The sequence below is a fragment of the Peribacillus sp. NJ11 genome (assembly GCF_030348405.1).
Taxonomy (GTDB): domain Bacteria; phylum Bacillota; class Bacilli; order Bacillales; family DSM-1321; genus Peribacillus.
In genome coordinates this window covers 115,968-133,616 of sequence record NZ_JAUCFO010000003.1, presented here as the reverse complement: position 1 = coordinate 133,616, position 17,649 = coordinate 115,968, and the positions used below count along the sequence as shown (strand labels likewise).

Below are 17,649 nucleotides of genomic sequence, written 5' to 3'. Positions count from 1 at the left end.
TCTTCTGTACGAACGCCACCGATTCCTGGAACAATAAGAGACAGTTCATAGGCAAATGTTTGACCTTCTTCCAGCACATTGTCACAAGCTGGCCCGATTTCTGGAATGTCCTCTTCTGGATCCATGCCTGTAGCATGGGCACCCGTACGGCCTTCACTTACTTCAACTAAATACTGGTCTACATCATACTTTTTGAATGCTTCACGAATGACTCGGTCTGCCTCGATTCCAGTCATGCCCGCGTAAATTTTTTGTAGACAATCTTCATAGCCAAGCGAGCAGGCTTCCATGAGACGTTTCGCTTCATCGTTTACATTTCCATAACAAATCGTACGCGCATTGTCAGATGAGTAGTCATTTACACGGATACCGTAGTCCATCATAACAAGTTCTCCACGACGGATTGGACGTGTAGTTGGACGTTTAAACAGGACATCCGTATTCTCACCCGCTTGAATCATAATGTCGTAGGCGATTGAGTGGCCGCCATTCGCAAACATAGCTGCATATACTAAAGACGTCGCTTCAAGCTCTGTGATTCCTTCGCTGTCTCGTAACAGATCCATCAACATTTGGATGCCGGCATTACTTACCCGGGCTGCACGCTTCATCGAAGCGATCTCCGCTTCATTCTTTTTGGATTTTAGCTGTTCGATAATCATCGAACGGTTTACTTCTGAATCTTTGAACGCTTCCTTGATAGGGAACCAGAATTCTAAATCCATGTACGTGTAACCGCTAACACCTATTTTTTTCGGTTTATCTGTTACTGCACGCTCTTTTAAGAATGGAGCCCAATCAGAACGAATTTCACGAATATCGCCACCCAGCACACTCATTGCTGAACTGCCATGCGCTGATGGAATTTCACTGCTTGGAAGGAAGAAAACTGGATCTCGATCAGGTACCAAATACATCAACATCGGTTGCGGATACACACCGTCAATCGTACGGTAGTTTACGAGCCAGCGGATGTTCGACATCCGGTAACAATCACCGAATACGATTAAAGCATCCAACCCCTCATCCACGATTTTTTGTTTCGCAATCTCCACACGTGCTTTGTACTCTTCGTTTGTAATCGTTTCACCAGGCCCTTGAAACTCACCATAACGAACCAATTGTTCAAATCTACCTGGTAGCCACTTTAACGCTGCTTCTGAAATCATGTTTTATTCCCCTTTTCATTGTTTATTTGATTTGTTCTAAATTACACACCTTAACTATCTAATTATTTAGAAGCTATGCAGACTAGATCGTAAAGAACGAGGCAGTCTGCATAGGATATTAAAAATTATTCAACATACAGGAAGCGGTTGAATGTATGAAGTGGATCTAATCCGTTCTCGCGAACGACCACTTGGTCTTCTGTACGAACGCCACCGATTCCTGGAACAATAAGAGACAGTTCATAGGCAAATGTTTGACCTTCTTCCAGCACATTGGCGCAAGCTGGACCAATTTCTGGGATGTCCTCTTCGGGGTCCATACCTGTAGCATGGGCACCCGTACGGCCTTCACTTACTTCGACCAAATACTCATCTACCTCGTATTTTCTGAACGCTTCGCGAATAACTTGGTCCGCCTCGATTCCTGTCATCCCAGCAGAGATCTTTTGTAAACAATCTTCATAGCCAAGCGAGCAGGCTTCCATGAGTCGTTTTGCGTCCTCATTCACATTTCCATAACAAATCGTACGCGCATTATCAGATGAGTAGTCATTTACACGGATACCATAGTCCATCATTACAAGGTCTCCACGGTGGATTGGACGTGTAGTTGGACGTTTAAACAGGACGTCCGTATGCTCCCCCGCCTGAATCATGATGTCGTAGGCGATCGAGTGGCCGCCATTCGCAAACATAGCTGCATATACTAAAGAAGTCGCTTCAAGTTCTGTAATTCCTTCACTGTCTCGTAACAGGTCCATCAACATTTGGATGCCAGCATTACTTACCCGGGCTGCACGCTTCATCGAAGCGATCTCCGCCTCATTCTTTATGGATTTTAACTGTTCAATAATCATGGAACGACTTACTTCTGAATGTTTGAATGCTTCCTCAATTGGGAACCAGAATTCTAAATCCATATACGTGTAACCACAAACACCAATTTTTTCGGGTTTATCCTCAGCTGCACGCTCTTGTAAAAACGGTGCCCAATCGGAACGAATTTCACGAATATCGCCACCGAGCACACTCATCGCCGAACTGCCATGCGCTGATGGAATTTCACTGCTTGGAAGGAAGAAAACTGGATCGCGATCCGGTACCAAGTACATCAACATCGGCTGCGGATATACACCGTCAATCGTACGGTAGTTTACGAGCCAGCGGATGTTCGACATCCGGTAACAATCACCGAATACGATTAGAGCGTCCAGACCCTCATCCACGATTTTTTGTTTTGCGATTTCAACGCGCTCTTTGTATTCTTCGTTCTTAATTGTTTCACCAGGTCCTTGAAACTCACCATAACGAATTAATTCCTCAAATCTACCCGGCAGCCATTTTAACGCTTTTTCTGAAATCATGTTTTTTCCCCTTTTCAATGTATATTTTTTAATTTGACTTAACTAACGGTTTAAAGTTTTTTATTTAGAACTCTACATGCTACTCCTTTAATGTTTTAATCAAGTGAAGCGGCCTGTAGGGCATTTAAACATTAATCGACATACAAGAAACGGTTGAATGTATGAAGCGGTTCCAATCCATTCTTACGAACGACCACTTGGTCTTCTGTACGAACGCCACCGATTCCTGGAACAATAAGAGACAGTTCATAGGCAAATGTTTGACCTTCTTCCAGCACATTGTCACAAGCTGGCCCGATTTCTGGAATGTCCTCTTCTGGATCCATGCCTGTAGCATGGGCACCCGTACGGCCTTCACTTACTTCAACTAAATACTGGTCTACATCATACTTTTTGAATGCTTCACGAATGACTCGGTCTGCCTCGATTCCAGTCATGCCCGCGTAAATTTTTTGTAGACAATCTTCATAGCCAAGCGAGCAGGCTTCCATGAGACGTTTCGCTTCATCGTTTACATTTCCATAACAAATCGTACGCGCATTGTCAGATGAGTAGTCATTTACACGGATACCGTAGTCCATCATAACAAGTTCTCCACGACGGATTGGACGTGTAGTTGGACGTTTAAACAGGACATCCGTATTCTCACCCGCTTGAATCATAATGTCGTAGGCGATTGAGTGGCCGCCATTCGCAAACATAGCTGCATATACTAAAGACGTCGCTTCAAGCTCTGTGATTCCTTCGCTGTCTCGTAACAGATCCATCAACATTTGGATGCCGGCATTACTTACCCGGGCTGCACGCTTCATCGAAGCGATCTCCGCTTCATTCTTTTTGGATTTTAGCTGTTCGATAATCATCGAACGGTTTACTTCTGAATCTTTGAACGCTTCCTTGATAGGGAACCAGAATTCTAAATCCATGTACGTGTAACCGCTAACACCTATTTTTTTCGGTTTATCTGTTACTGCACGCTCTTTTAAGAATGGAGCCCAATCAGAACGAATTTCACGAATATCGCCACCCAGCACACTCATTGCTGAACTGCCATGCGCTGATGGAATTTCACTGCTTGGAAGGAAGAAAACTGGATCTCGATCAGGTACCAAATACATCAACATCGGTTGCGGATACACACCGTCAATCGTACGGTAGTTTACGAGCCAGCGGATGTTCGACATCCGGTAACAATCACCGAATACGATTAAAGCATCCAACCCCTCATCCACGATTTTTTGTTTCGCAATCTCCACACGTGCTTTGTACTCTTCGTTTGTAATCGTTTCACCAGGCCCTTGAAACTCACCATAACGAACCAATTGTTCAAATCTACCTGGTAGCCACTTTAACGCTGCTTCTGAAATCATGTTTTATTCCCCTTTTCAATATGAAAGTTTTTTAGATTGAAATATTAGTAACCTGTTTTCCCATCATACGTATCAACATTTTCTTTCGTAATTAGTGGAGAATCTAACTTAATAGATTCAGGAATAGGTTCACCTGCTAATGTTTTTGCAGCAGCGATAATACCCATTGGCATAACGATAGGATAAGCAACAGTAGCATCTATAGCCCCACTTTTAACCGCTTCCAAAGCTGTTTGTTGAGCATCTACGCTAACAACAACAATTTCATCTTCTCTACCAGCAGCTCTAATTGCCTGTATAGCACCCATCGTCATTACGTCAGCATGGGAAACAATCGCATCAATTTCTCCTTTAGGGAAACGTTGTAAAAGATCTTCCGTAATTTTCAAAGATTTATCTTGATCGAAATCACCATTTGTGCTTTCGACAATTTTAATATCTGAATGACCTGTGAAAGCTTCTTCAATTCCTTTATTTCTATCAATCGAAGTGGTAGAAGCAGCTGTTCCTTTTAATTCGATAACGTTACCTTTTCCATTCAGAAGTTCTACTACTTTTTCACCTGCTGTTCTTCCTACCGCAACATCTTCTGCCTTAATTAGGCTCGTTACTTTTACTGGTGTCCATCTATCAATCGTAATGACTGGAATTCCTGCTTTCTTTGCTCTCTCAAGAGCGGGATTTACCGCATCTTTTTCAACAAGGTCAATGACAATTATGTCTACGTTCTTGGAAATAAAGTCATCTACTACAGACGTTTGGGTAGCGGGATCACTGTTACCGTTACCGACAATAAGGTCCAGTTTAGGAAAATACTTTTGAACTGCTTCTTCCGACATTCTCTTTGTACCTGCACCATATGGAAAAGTTCCTGATACAATTACACCCACTTTTCCTTCTATTGAATCTCTGGATGCTTTAAGTGTCAAAGCTTCCTTACAATCGTCGTTGCAAAATAATCCATAATCAATCTTTTCACTACTGTCTACCGCAGTAACAGTTTCTGCTTTACCTCCTTTGGCTCCCTCATTTCCGTTACTGCATGCACCAGCAAAAGCCAGCAATAAAGACATTCCCATCACACCACTCATTTTTAAATACTTCATTTCCCACTCTCCTCCTCGACTAGTTAATTAATGGAATTATTTCTATACTTAAAGCGCTTCCACTCCTCCTCAGAAAGAATGTATTATAGTCCTGTCCAATGCTCTTTGATTCGATCTTTTAAACCATGAGCAGTGAATACGACAGCAATGATGATAATGACCCCTTTTGCCACCTGTTGGTTGTAAGGAGAAACACCAAGCAAGTTCAGCAAGTTTGAAACCATCGCCAGTAAAATAACCCCGGCTACAGTACCTGCGACATGTCCTCGTCCTCCTGCCAAACTCGTTCCTCCGATTACGACTGCTGCAATACTATCAAGCATAATAAAACCGCCGGCAGTCGGATGACCGACATACAATCTTGATGTTGTCATGACACCTGCAATCGCCGCACATAATCCACTGATTGCATAAACTGTCAATAAAACACGTGTTGTTCTTACACCAGATAAACGGGCAGCCTCTAAACTTCCCCCAATTCCGTAAACATACCTACCAAAAGGTAAGTTTTTCAAAACTAATCCAGCAATTACAGCCCCTACAAAAAAGATAACGACTGGACCAGGGATTCCTAAAATAGCACCATTTCCAAATAACTCCATTATAGAGCTAGTTACAAAGAAGTCGATTGGAGTACCGTCTGTTATTAGTAAGGCAGCCCCGTTCAATATGGCCATCGTTGCCAGCGTCATAACAAATGGCTGTACACCCAAAAATGAAGTACCGATTCCATTAACTAATCCAACAACCAATCCAATGATCAGTGTAAGTAAAATTGCCCCCCAGACTGGATAGCCCGTACTTAACATTGATGCGAATATTACGCCTGAAAAAGCAAGAACGGCACCTACAGAAAGGTCAATACCTGCGGTTAATATAACGAAAGTCATCCCTACTGCCACAATACCGACAATTGATGCTTGACGTAGGACATTAATAATATTTTGCATATCATAAAATTGTGGTGCAAAAATGGCTGTAATGATAAATAATAAGATAAATAGGTAAATAGGAACTTGGAATTGTTTCATGTTTTGCCAAAATAACCCTTCTTTAAACTTCACATTTTGTACAGTATGATTGCCACTAATGTTAGCTTCTTTTTTCATTTTTTTATCCCTCCTACAGCATATTTCATAATGGCTTCCTCGGTAGCTTCCTCTCGGGTCAACTCACCTGTAATCGCCCCTTTTTGCATAACAATTACACGGTGGCAGTTTTCTAAAATTTCAGGTAATTCACTTGAAATTAAAATCACACTCATACCCTGCTCGCAAAGATCTCTAACCACTTCATAAATTTGAGCTTTGGCACCAACATCAACCCCCCTGGTTGGTTCATCAAGAAGAAGAATCCCGATACCTGACTCCAACCATTTGGCAAGAACGATTTTCTGTTGATTCCCGCCCGATAAGCTTCCTACAAGAATGCCTAAATGAGCCAACTTGATCTTCAAAGAATCAACATAACCCTCTGCTACAATTTCTTCTTTATTGTGTTTAATAACTTTCAATTTGGTGTTAGCCATAAACATATTTTGTTTGCACGAAAGATTCTTGAATAAGCCCTGTTTTCCGCGCTCTTCTGGAACTAGTCCAATACCATTGTTAATTGCTTTTCTGGGAGAGTTAATTTTGACTTCACTTCCGTTTATCATTACTTTCCCGGAGTCAATTGGATCTGCTCCAAAAATAGCTCTGACTAACTCAGTTCGTCCAGCACCCCTTAGACCCGCAAAACCTAGAACTTCGCCCTTGTGAAGAGAGAAATTAATATCATGCAGAGCTCCTACTCTGGATAGACCTTCCACCTTCAACGTCAATTCATTTCGACCATAATCAACCTGGGTTGTAGGGGCCGTGCTTACATGACGTCCAACCATTTTACTGACCAAATCATCCGTATCTGTGTCAGCAATGTTCCCGTTAGCTACCTGATCACCGTCTTTTAATACCACATATTTATTTGCTAATCCGAATATTTCATTTAATCGGTGAGAGATAAAGATTACGGCTACGCCACGTTTTTGCAATTCCTTCACGATACTCAGTAACCGATCTACATCTTCTCCTCCTAAAACGGCAGTTGGTTCATCTAATATAAGGAGGCGTGCTTTACTATATAGACCTTTCGCAATTTCTAGCATCTGTTTTTCCGCTATGCTAAGGCGGGATACCGGACTTTCAACCTGTAAATTAACGCCGAATTCATCTAAAAACCGCTTGGCTTCTTTATGCAATTCTCCCCAGTTAATACGGCCTTTCTTTTTGTGGAAAGTTGTAAAAAAAAGGTTTTCGGTAACCGAAAGATCAGGAAATAAATTAAGTTCTTGATATACCGTGACAATTTCACTTTTTTCAGCATCGAGAGGGGAATGAAATTCTACTTTTTGTCCATTGATAAAGATCTCTCCATCGTTTGGTTGTATGACTCCAGAGAGTATTTTAATTAATGTTGATTTCCCTGCCCCATTTTCTCCAACCAGCGTTAGTACTTCACCGGGATAAATCTTCAAATTTACATTTTTCAATACTGTAACGCCAGAGTAACTTTTAGAGATATTTCTCATTTCCAAAAACGGTGAGACGTTTACAGCGGTCTCGTTCATGCTAATCAACTCCCTTATAATCAGTGATTGAAACCCCTTACAATATTGAATTGAATTCTCAACTTTTTGTTTTTATGACCTATTTCTTATACTTATTTTATTCCATTATGATCTTTCTTTAAATGCCACATTCCTCAGGTAGGGGGGACAATCTTCGGTTATCAACAACCAAAATGTCTTTTGATAGATTGCTTGGCAAAAAAAGAGAATGTCTCAGATGAGACACCCCGTCATTATTTACTATTATTTTTTTTGAATTCAGAGGGAAGACATCCCCATTTCCGTTTAAATAATCTACTGAAATACTTTGTGTCTTGGTAACCTAAAAGCTGTGATATCTCTATTATTTTTAATTCCGGATTTTGAAGAAGGTATTTTGCCCTTTCTAATCGTACATCTGTAATATAATCCAGTATTGTTTTTCCTGTTTCTTTTTTAAAATACTCACAAAAATAAGTTGGGTTCATATAAACTAGATCCGCTAAATCTTTGATTGTAATTTTATGTCCCAGATTTTCATTTATCCACATTTTCACTTTCATTACCGGAGCGTGAATGGGGTCTTCTTGATAAGCGCGTTTTTTGTTATGAACTTGAATCACTATTTGTGTAACTATACTTTCCAGCCGATACAGATTGGACTCTGATTTTATCGTTTGAAAAGTACTTTCCAAATCATTTAAGAACATTTCCGTATCCTCCATCCAAACCTTATACATATAAATAATTAAATACTGTATGGCATGTTGAACTTCAACGGGAGAACGTAGCTTCGTAATTTTCTTAAATAGCTTCTGCATTTCATTTTTGATTACTAATGTTTCCGATTGTCCGAGCATAGCATTAAGTTTACTAGAAAACGCTTTCATGTCAGCGGACACCAATGGCTTATGATTGATTTCTAATTCTTTTGTAAAATTCGGTGAAAAAATGTTATTCCCGCCCTTAAACATTCTCATACGAATAAGAGAATGAAGCTGTTTGTTCAATTCGGGCAGTATACATAAATCTTCAAAGGGATTACTGTGGGCAATAGAAAAGCTAAAAGACGTATATTTATGTATGCATGATTTTAGTTCTCTTGAAAATTTATCTCCTGTTCTAAAAAACTCCTCACCATTTTCCTTATTTGGATCATAAAGTACTACCCAAAAATGAAATCCACTGTCCCTCCACCACCAGCCCAATTTTTGTGATAGTGAAGGTGTAAATTTTTTTATTACTTCATCAATAATATTTTCAACCGCATAAGTCATCAATCCCCAATCATTATCAGAGTAGTCCCTTGTCTTAGCAGGAAATTCATCTACGCTGACATACAACATTTGATACATACCGTCGGGGAAATCCTTTATCCAATACATCTTCGCAATGTCTTCTAGTTCAGACGAAACCGCTTCGGTTAAAAGCTGAGTTTGTAATGATACCGTAAGCTTATCTGTTTTTTTAACCAAATCTTTCCATTTTAAATTTTTATATCTTTTTTCTTCAATACTTTCTTTCGATCTTTGCAAAAGTTCAATAAATTGGGTACGATTAATGGGCTTTAAAAGGTAATCAAAAGCACCCTCCTGAACCGCCTTCTGTAAAAACTGGAAATCATCATATCCGCTTATAATAATAGAAGTAAATTCATTCCCGGTATTTAGATTTTTGATTTCATTCATGAGCGACAATCCATCCATTTCAGGCATTTTCACATCGGTAATCAATAAATCCAACCAAATTTGATTTTCTTTCAAAAACTCGATAACTTCAATACCATTCCCAAATGCCCCAAGGATTTCCCAATCTTCTCCACTGTTTTGTACTATTTTTTCAATTCTTCTCCGTATTTTTGGTTCGTCATCTACAATGATCGTTTTTATTTTATTCATGGAAATCGTCCTCTTTTCGGTCATATTGACTTACAAGCTCAGGTCTATCGATAATAGGGAGCCGGATCTTAATAACCGTGCCTTCTTTATTCTTGCTTTCGATGTTTAATCCATATCCTTCGCCAAATAACATGACAATTCTGGCATGCACATTAATTAACCCAAAACCTGAATCCCGTTTCGCCATCGGATCGGACTTTAATAATCTATGAATCTTTCCTAACGTTTCTCTATTGATCCCATCACCATCATCTTGAATGTTCACCATAATATCTTCCGTTTCAGGAAGGATTCCCGGAACAGTTGTAATGTGAATATCAATTGCAAGTCCTCCTATTCGAGCCTCCAGACCATGTTTAATGCAATTCTCTATAATAGGCTGCAAAATGAACTTAGGTGAGTAATGCTGCTTCAAATTGATATCCAATTTAATATTAAAATTTAAACGTTCTTCAAAACGGTAGGTTTGAATAGTTAAATAATTTTCAATATGCTCGACTTCCTTGTCGAACTGAACAATACGATTTTTATTACTTAGTGAAAACCGCAGCATACTGCCCAATAATGCAACCATTTCTACAACAATATCATCTTCTTCATCTTCAACAGCGGCGCTAATCGTTTCTAGCGTATTGTACATAAAATGGGGGTTAATTTGAGATTGCAATGCATATAATTCTGCTTGTTTTTGTCGAATTTCGATATGATTATTTTGTTGAATGAGCTCTCTAATTTTTATAACCATAGAATTAAAACTTTGAGCCAATATGCCCATCTCGTCATTTGACTTAACCTTTAGATCAACCTCAAAATTCCCCTCCTCCACATCTTTCATTAGTATACTTAGATTACGAATAGGACGACTTACACCCCAGGCCATAAACATCGAAATAATTACTGTTACAGCACCAATCACCACAAATGTCAAAATCGTGACTCTTTTAATTAATTCCGCTTTTTCAGTTAATTGATTAACTGTAATACGATGAACAATGATCCAATTCATTTTCTCTGATTCACTTACACTCACTAATTGTCTAATACCATTTTTATTTGTACTAAAACTTCCGTTCGAAATTGGATATTCACCCATGTCTTCAATTGTCCCAATAAGTTTATGGTCGGTATGGTAGACGACCTTGCCTTGGTGATCCATGACCCACATTTCTGCTTCGCGCTGATCTTTAATTTCCATCAGTATATTTTCAATTAAGGATAATTGCACAGCCATCGATATCATACCGATATTCCTTCTATTATCAAGATCTTTTATCTGCTGATTGATTAAGAAAAAATGCGGTTTACCCTGAAAGCGAAGACCTGTTTGACCCTGATAAATAATAGATTTTTTTCCGTTGATATTCGGTTCTTTACGTAAACCAGAATAGGAAAATTTAGTGCTTGAAAAAAGACCATTTTTTGACCAAACAAAGACGCCCAACAGTGGACTTTTTCCAGTGAAATAGGTTTGGGAAAGGTAGTTGTTCACTAAAAAACGATCATTGTTTAAATGAGATTGATATGAATAAGACTCTTTACGCAATATGGAAAGCACCTGATTGGAGTTATATAAAAGCTCAGGTAGACTTTCTAATTCAGAAATTTCTTTATCAATATTTCGATTAGCCTGATCTAAAGTCTTCGGAATATACTCTCCTACTTGTTCCTCTATCATTTTTGTATATTGGTGATAAGAAAAGTAAGCCAAGATCGATAAAGGTATGACTGTTAATAAAATATAGGTAATAATTAACTTAGATCTCAGCTGATAAGCAGTTGGTCTCACCCATTTATTTACTCCATATTTAGAAATCATATTGATCGATATTTTCCTTTGTAAAAATAATTGGTTCCCCCATTATCACAATATTATCCTTCACCTTAATGCTCCCTACATCAGGGATTTCCTGTTGATGAACGGGGAATTGTCCATCTAGCATATTTTTCGCTAATGCAACTGTTAAATAGCCAAGCTTTTTGGGACTCCAAAGTGTTATGTTTTCTACTACCCCCCCATGAATATACTCTTTCATCGAATTGGGAGGTGACAAACCAACTATTTTCACATCTCTTCTTTTCGCTTCTATAATAGCTTGTGCAGCAGCTGGAGACGTACCTGGACTGATTCCAACAACCCCAGACAAGTTAGGGTAATTTTCCAGAAGATATTGAACATTTTTAAAGCCAAGATCATAGTTATCGTAACTCGTCATAATCCTCACCAATTTCATGTCGGGATAAAAATTTTTTTGTTGAATTTTTATCCATCTGATCCATTCTGTTGAGGATGATGTGGATAAATAATTTGTAAGAATTGCATATTCTCCTTTTTCATTCAAACTTGCGGCAAGATTATCCATTAAATGTTTTCCTAACGTTTCTGGATCCACCGCATTCACAAAGAAATCCCTTCCTGTTGGATCAGTGTCAGAATCCCATGTAATGACTTTAATGCCTTGATCACGAGCTTTATTTAATATAGGCAACAGCTTAAATGGGTCGTTTGCTGCAATGGCAATCGCGTCTACTTTTTTTAAAATTAATTTTTCGATCACTTTTTGCTGTTCCTTATAATCAGCAACTGATGAACCAGTAATTATGAGGTTAACGCCTAATTTTTCAGCGGCTTCTTGGGCTCCCTCTTCAGCTGCATCAAAGTAGGAATTACCCGTTAATCTTGGAACAAGTGCAACAGTATAAATTTCTTCTTGAACATTATGTCTGATCTGTTTCATCCGATAATCTTTCTCTATATTTGTATAAACAATTTCATTCAAGGAATTACCTTCAGAGCAACCGCTTACAGACATTAATAAAATGAGTATGTAAATAAATACCTTCATAGATATCCTCCACCCACCTCTATTCGGAATGCATTTACATTATATTATAAAAATCGACACATCTTGTCATTTTTCCTTCGACATTATTCGCATTATTCAGAACTTACAAACGATTTTTCGGAAATTATGTGAATCTTTAAGATACTTTAAGTTAGTACAGAAATATACGGGTGCGTTACATCTGAGGGGGGCCCTCTAGAAAACAGGTAACTTTTTTAATGGTAGTTTGATCCTTATGCTTATGCTTATTATTCTTTTGCTTTTACTTTGTACAATAATACTTTAATCTGCACGTAATGAGCTGCTTTATCTATAAAGAACTAAAGCATTCGGAATTCTGAAACTAAGAGTTTGATTGCCTTAGTACTAATCCGGAAGTAAAAGCCATTTCCCCACAGTATGCAAAGGAATAGAACTACTAAACGAGGGGGGTATATGAATAGATTGATACACAATTTATAGTAGAGTCCTGTTCCTACCGGTGATTGCACGGAAAAATTACTGGATCATTGCCTCCTGTTTTACAGTGGTTCTCATCCGAAAAGAGTAAGCCCAAATTGGTATTGTCTGTTGAGTATAAGCTAGTATTTCCAAATTGAACGTTCGAAAATTATATATAAGTTAAACTAATAAAAAAAAGTGAACTATGCCCTATAAAATGGACAGTCTAAAAAAAGACCTATAGATTATACAGCTAACCGATGGCTCCCGTATTGTGGGAGTCATTCTATTTAAAAGCTCCATTGGTAACGATTTGTATTGTATTCCTCTATGTATTCTTCAATGATGAGGTGTAACTCCTCAAATGTTTGACACACTGAATAATCCACTTCATCTTTAAAATGGTCAAAGAATGATTCCATGGGGGCATTATCCCAACAATTTCCCTTCCGGGACATTGATTGTATGAGTCCTAGTTTCTTTACTCGCCGTTGAAATTCAGGGTGTGTATAATGAACGCCTTGATCTGAATGAATCATCGCTTCAGGATGAAGCAGTTCATCTAGTGAATCGGCGAGTTTTTCCAATGTCCGATAGACGATGTCCATCTTGAGGCTTCTGGATAAGTGATAGACAACGATTTCCCGTGTAACAGCGTCTTTGACACAAGAAAGATAAGCTGGCAGTCCAGAACCCCAATAGACGTAAGTGATATCCGTAAGAAAAGTTTTCCTAGGTTCTCCTTGGTTAAATTTCCTGTTTAAGAGGTTTGGAACGACTTTATGCTCATGGGTGGCTTTAGCCATTTTCTTATAGGGATTGGCTTGGCGAATTCTTGCCTTCAGGTTGAACTTATTCATAAGACGCCGAATCTTTTTGTGGTTCATCGTGACAAAAAAGTCGTTCTCTACAATCATTTTGATGTTGAGGGCGCCAGCCTTCTTCTTTCCCTCAAATACTTTATGAATGAGTTCATAATCCTGCCAATCTTTCTCTTCGAGAGTAAATCGAATGCTTTCAGCCTGTAGCCAAGCATAATATCCACTGCGGCTAACTTCTGCCATTTCACAAAAATATGAAACCATATTCGTAAGACTATATCTACGAATGATTTGTAACATGAATATTTCACTCTTTGTTATTTTTTCTTCTTCGATGCCTGCCTTTCTAGTTCGTCTAGCTTTTTTAGGAATTCAAGTTCTGCCTCTAAATATTTAATACGAGCCTCTGCTTTCTTTAACGGATTCTCCTGTGTATCCGACTTGGATTTTGGTCTTCCTCCACTGCCTTTCCCACGACGCTCCGTATAGAAGCCACCCCCCCCATATTGTTCAAATATTTTTCTCCATCGTTTTAAGCAGCCTTTTTGCTTATCCGATCCAATCATCTCTAAATCAAATCCATGTTCGATAAAGATTTGTGTAGTGGATTTTCCTGCTTGATTTTCTTTAACAGCCTTTACCTTGAAATCAGGATGATAAGCGATTGAACGCTCGGACACTTGTTTCACATGTGGATTGTTCTCTAATCGTTTCATTTGAGATTCATTAAAAATAATTTTACTCATTGTTACTTCCTCCGCCCATCTATCTTAAATTAAACGGGGTTTTAGTATGAAGACATAAAAAAAACCCGAAATAAGGGACTTTTTTACCGTGTCCTTTATTCGGGGTATAGTTCAGTACTTTCCGAAAGGGAGCAATAAGAAAAATTAAATTCTATGGCATTCCCAACAATGATAATGCAAGTCACTAAAATCCGTTAGACAGATAAAACAAAGTTTCCTTTATAAAGGAAGCAGGTTGTTGCTATCACTTTGTAGTATTCCGAATGTTGCAATAAAGGCTTTAGGATAATGGAATTTCCACAACAACAAATCACTTTTTTCTTTTTATCATCTCTCTTATGCAGCGTCCCCTTGACATATGGCACGCAGTTAAACAGATCTCTCATTTCATATAATTTTTTAAATTATTCGCCAGTTCATTTTCGGTTAATTAGCCTAGAAGTGGCTTAGTTCATTATGGAAAAGGAGTATTTTGTTTTTGAATTAAATTTTTCTCCCTCTTCTAAAACAATGGAAGGGAAGTGGGAATGATGTATGGAATCAGGCAGCCCTTGTGTTTCTAAACATAATCCTAAATGCTTTATGATAGGGACACCATGGACTATATAATGACCCTCTAGTTGGTTTCCTGTGTATAAAATAACACTGGGTTCATCTGTTTCGATTACCATCACGCGCCCACTTTCCTGATCAACCAACCTAACTTCTTGTTGATAGTTAGTACTTAATACAAACGGATGGTCATATCCATATCCCGCTAATACATTTTGTGAATGCGATGATTGTAAACCATCGGCTACTTTTCTACCTTTTCGAAAATCAAAAGGAGTATTTTTCACATCTAAAATTTTCCCTGTAGGTAAAAGATCATTATTCAACTCTAAAAATTTATCGCTTTTAATCGTTAAGATGTGTTCTGAAACATCGTTCTTAAGGTCCCCACTCAAGTTAAAATAAGTATGATTGGTCACATTTAGTAATGTTTTCTTATCAGAAGTTCCATAATATGAAATCAATAATTCGTTATCATTTGTTAAGGTATAGCGTACTATCATAATTACATTCCCGGGGTATCCTTCTTCTCCATCCGGACTCTTATAGGTAAACTCTATAGTTGCCTCCCCATCATTTTCACTAACAGATGCATCCCATATCACATTATGGAATCCACTACTGCCACCATGAAGATGATTTTGATTTTCGTTTTGTGGTAAAGTATAAGTGATACCGTCTAGCTCAAATTGTGCACCCGCGATTCTACCAGCTACTCTCCCTATCACAGCCCCAAAATAAGAGGCATCCTTAATATATTCCTCCAGGTTGGTATATCCCAATACAATATTCTCTAACATCCCATTAGAGTCTGGAACTAAAATTTTAGTTATAATACATCCATAATTAATACACTTAATTTGCATACCATTTATATTTTCCATTGTAAACATGTCAACAACTCGACCATTAATTTTCCCAAACTCCCCTTGCCATACTGTCATTTTTGTCCTACCTCTTTTCACAATTTCTTTAATCATTTAAAAAAAATGGTTTTTTTAAATGATTAAATGAGTTGACCATGGAGGATTTTCTGATTCTAAGGCACTATTGGTTTTACATGCTCAAAGAAATATAAAAATAAAAGCTACCACTTTCTTTCGCCTCTAACCTCCTACAAATCCTTCCATATCGGCCTCTTAATATAGTTAAAGCATTGTTTTCAAATAATTATCTCTATTCAAAATGCAACACTGTATCAGTGCCATGTCAATTTTTTCACTATTTACGGAACATTTTTAACCTTTCATTTAGATCCTGCGTTTGGGAATATACCCTTTTATAAAGTTCAAAAAGTTTTTGATATTTTTCAACATTTTCTTGAATAGGTTTGTATGTTTTGGCAGGTTGAATAAGGCGATCTGAACATTCTTTTAAGGATTCAAACCATCCGCATCCATAAGCGGCCAACATAGCTGCCCCCATTCCGGGACCTTGTTCACTTGATAGTTTTACTATATTCGCATTAAAGATATCGGCTTGAATCTGTAGCCAGGTTTCATTCTTTGCACCTCCACCAATGGAGATAATGGAATCGATTGATTTTCCGCTTTCTCGAAAAATTACGACGGACTCATGTAACGAGAAGGTAATTCCTTCGACGACAGCTCGAACAAAATCTTTCTTATTATGGGCAGCGTCCATGCCAATGAAACTTGCTCTGATTTGCGCATCTGCATGAGGTGTTCGTTCACCCACTAGATACGGAGTAAATAGTAAGCCGTTTGCACCTACAGGAACTTCATCGATACCTTCTAACATCTCTTCAAATGTTTCATGTTCTGCAAAGACATCTTTAAACCAACTTAAGCTAAAACCTGCTGCAAGCGTAACACCCATCGTATAAAAAGCATTTTCTGCTCCATGATTAAAGTAATGAACTTTCCCTTTAAAGTCACGATCACTTTTTTTCTCATAGGACAAGATAACGCCTGAAGTTCCAATGCTACATAACGTTCTTCCGTCTGCAAGAATTCCAGATCCAATTGCACCACTTGCGTTATCAGCGCCTCCTGCGAATACCTTTGTTGATTCGGATAGACCAGTCTTATCAGCGAAGTCTGGTGTAATTGTCCCAACACAAGCATGTGACTCAACGAGTGGTGGACAAAGATCAGGATTGATTTGGAATAGCTCACAAATCTCCTTACTCCACTCCTTCTCACCCACATTCAAAAGGAGTGTTCCAGCGGCATCTGAATAGTCCATATGAATTTGCCCTGTCATACGGTAGCGTAAATAATCCTTTGGCAGCAAGAATAGATCTGCTTTTCCAAAAATTCTCGGTTCATTTTCCTGGACCCAAAGAAGTTTTGGAAGTGTAAACCCTTCTAGTGCTGGATTCTTCGTGATATCTAATAAACGTTTATTACCAACAACATCATAAATTCTCTTGCATTGTTCTGTTGTTCTTGTATCATTCCAAAGAATGGCATTGCGCAAAACATGTCGGTTTTCGTCTAATAAAACAAGGCCATGCATTTGCCCTGAAAAACTAATTCCTTCAATATCTTGAATATCCCCTTCAAATTCCGAAGTAATTTCAGTGATTGCTTCCTGTGTTTTTAAAAACCATTGTTCTGGATCTTGTTCATTGTAGCCTGATTTTTCTTGTATTAATGGATAGGGCTTAGATTTTTCTATACTTATTTCTCCATATTGATTCATTAACAAAACCTTTACAGCACTTGTTCCCAAGTCAATTCCGAAGACATATTTCATGACAAAAACCTCCTCATAATAAGAATAAGCT

11 protein-coding genes and 1 pseudogene are annotated in these 17,649 nt (G+C 38.3%); all 12 read right to left on the bottom strand.

Features of this window, described 5'->3' with window-relative positions; translation table 11 throughout:
- A partial coding sequence (locus QUF86_RS28560) for a M24 family metallopeptidase (RefSeq protein ID WP_289336505.1) occupies positions 1 to 1,169 on the bottom strand: 1,169 nt, incomplete at its 3' end.
- A gap of 125 nt (positions 1,170 to 1,294) precedes the next feature.
- On the bottom strand, positions 1,295 to 2,533 hold the full coding sequence (locus QUF86_RS28555; RefSeq protein ID WP_289336504.1) for a M24 family metallopeptidase: 1,239 nt from the start codon (positions 2,531 to 2,533) through the stop codon (positions 1,295 to 1,297).
- Between the two features lie 131 nt (positions 2,534 to 2,664).
- The gene (locus tag QUF86_RS28550) at positions 2,665 to 3,903 is read right to left on the bottom strand and encodes a M24 family metallopeptidase (RefSeq protein WP_289336503.1); all 1,239 of its coding nucleotides are present in this window, start codon (positions 3,901 to 3,903) and stop codon (positions 2,665 to 2,667) included.
- A 44-nt stretch (positions 3,904 to 3,947) separates the two neighbouring features.
- A complete protein-coding gene (locus tag QUF86_RS28545; protein WP_289336502.1) occupies positions 3,948 to 5,009 on the bottom strand; it encodes a substrate-binding domain-containing protein in 1,062 nt (353 codons plus the stop codon).
- Between the two features lie 83 nt (positions 5,010 to 5,092).
- The gene (locus QUF86_RS28540) at positions 5,093 to 6,118 is read right to left on the bottom strand and encodes an ABC transporter permease (RefSeq protein WP_289336501.1); all 1,026 of its coding nucleotides are present in this window, start codon (positions 6,116 to 6,118) and stop codon (positions 5,093 to 5,095) included.
- Positions 6,115 to 7,539, bottom strand: a complete 1,425-nt coding sequence (locus QUF86_RS28535; protein WP_289336500.1) for a sugar ABC transporter ATP-binding protein — start codon at positions 7,537 to 7,539, stop codon at positions 6,115 to 6,117. The genes QUF86_RS28540 and QUF86_RS28535 overlap by 4 nt, the downstream gene beginning before the upstream one ends.
- A gap of 311 nt (positions 7,540 to 7,850) precedes the next feature.
- The gene (locus QUF86_RS28530; protein ID WP_289336499.1) at positions 7,851 to 9,494 is read right to left on the bottom strand and encodes a response regulator transcription factor; all 1,644 of its coding nucleotides are present in this window, start codon (positions 9,492 to 9,494) and stop codon (positions 7,851 to 7,853) included.
- Positions 9,487 to 11,280: a cache domain-containing sensor histidine kinase gene (locus tag QUF86_RS28525; protein ID WP_289336498.1), complete on the bottom strand. Its 1,794-nt coding sequence runs from the start codon at positions 11,278 to 11,280 to the stop codon at positions 9,487 to 9,489. Before QUF86_RS28525 ends, QUF86_RS28530 begins: the two co-directional genes overlap by 8 nt.
- A gap of 19 nt (positions 11,281 to 11,299) precedes the next feature.
- Positions 11,300 to 12,271, bottom strand: a complete 972-nt coding sequence (locus QUF86_RS28520; protein ID WP_289336497.1) for an autoinducer 2 ABC transporter substrate-binding protein — start codon at positions 12,269 to 12,271, stop codon at positions 11,300 to 11,302.
- A gap of 752 nt (positions 12,272 to 13,023) precedes the next feature.
- A pseudogene (locus QUF86_RS28515) lies at positions 13,024 to 14,345 on the bottom strand (IS3 family transposase).
- A gap of 446 nt (positions 14,346 to 14,791) precedes the next feature.
- The gene (locus QUF86_RS28510) at positions 14,792 to 15,841 is read right to left on the bottom strand and encodes an aldose epimerase family protein (protein WP_289336495.1); all 1,050 of its coding nucleotides are present in this window, start codon (positions 15,839 to 15,841) and stop codon (positions 14,792 to 14,794) included.
- Positions 15,842 to 16,118: 277 nt separating this feature from the next.
- Complete coding sequence (gene xylB / locus QUF86_RS28505) at positions 16,119 to 17,618, bottom strand: xylulokinase (protein ID WP_289336494.1); 1,500 nt, start codon at positions 17,616 to 17,618, stop codon at positions 16,119 to 16,121.
- Between the last annotated feature and the right edge of the window lie 31 nt (positions 17,619 to 17,649).